Source organism: Arthrobacter sp. MDT2-34-1, assembly GCF_059091365.1.
Map to the genome: position 1 here is coordinate 1 of NZ_JBNHGO010000183.1, position 342 is coordinate 342.

1 pseudogene is annotated in these 342 nt (G+C 66.4%); it reads right to left on the bottom strand.

The annotated features are described in order from the left end of the window. Positions 1–342 (bottom strand): annotated as a pseudogene (locus AC5RVV_RS18285) (transglycosylase domain-containing protein); the annotation flags it as partial.

Below are 342 nucleotides of genomic sequence, written 5' to 3' on the forward strand. Positions count from 1 at the left end.
CTGCGACGGTGCCCGATTGTTGTTGTTGTTCGAGCCCCCATTGACCACGCTGGCGGGCGGTTCCTGGAATTCCGCCGCCGGGTAGAGGCCGACGACCTTCTGCATATAGCGCTGCCAGGACGGGCCGGCGATCAGCGAGCCGTCGATCTCATCGTAGGTGCGGCCGCCGATCTGCTTGTCGTCCAGGGGCTCCACACCGGAGACGTGGTTGCCCAGCCAGGAAGCGGTCGCCAGCCCGGTGGTGTAGCCCACGAACCAGGTTTGCGAGCGGAAGTCATTGGTACCGGTCTTGCCGGCAGCCGGTGCACCAATGCCCAGCTGCCAGCCGGAGCCGCGCTCCAT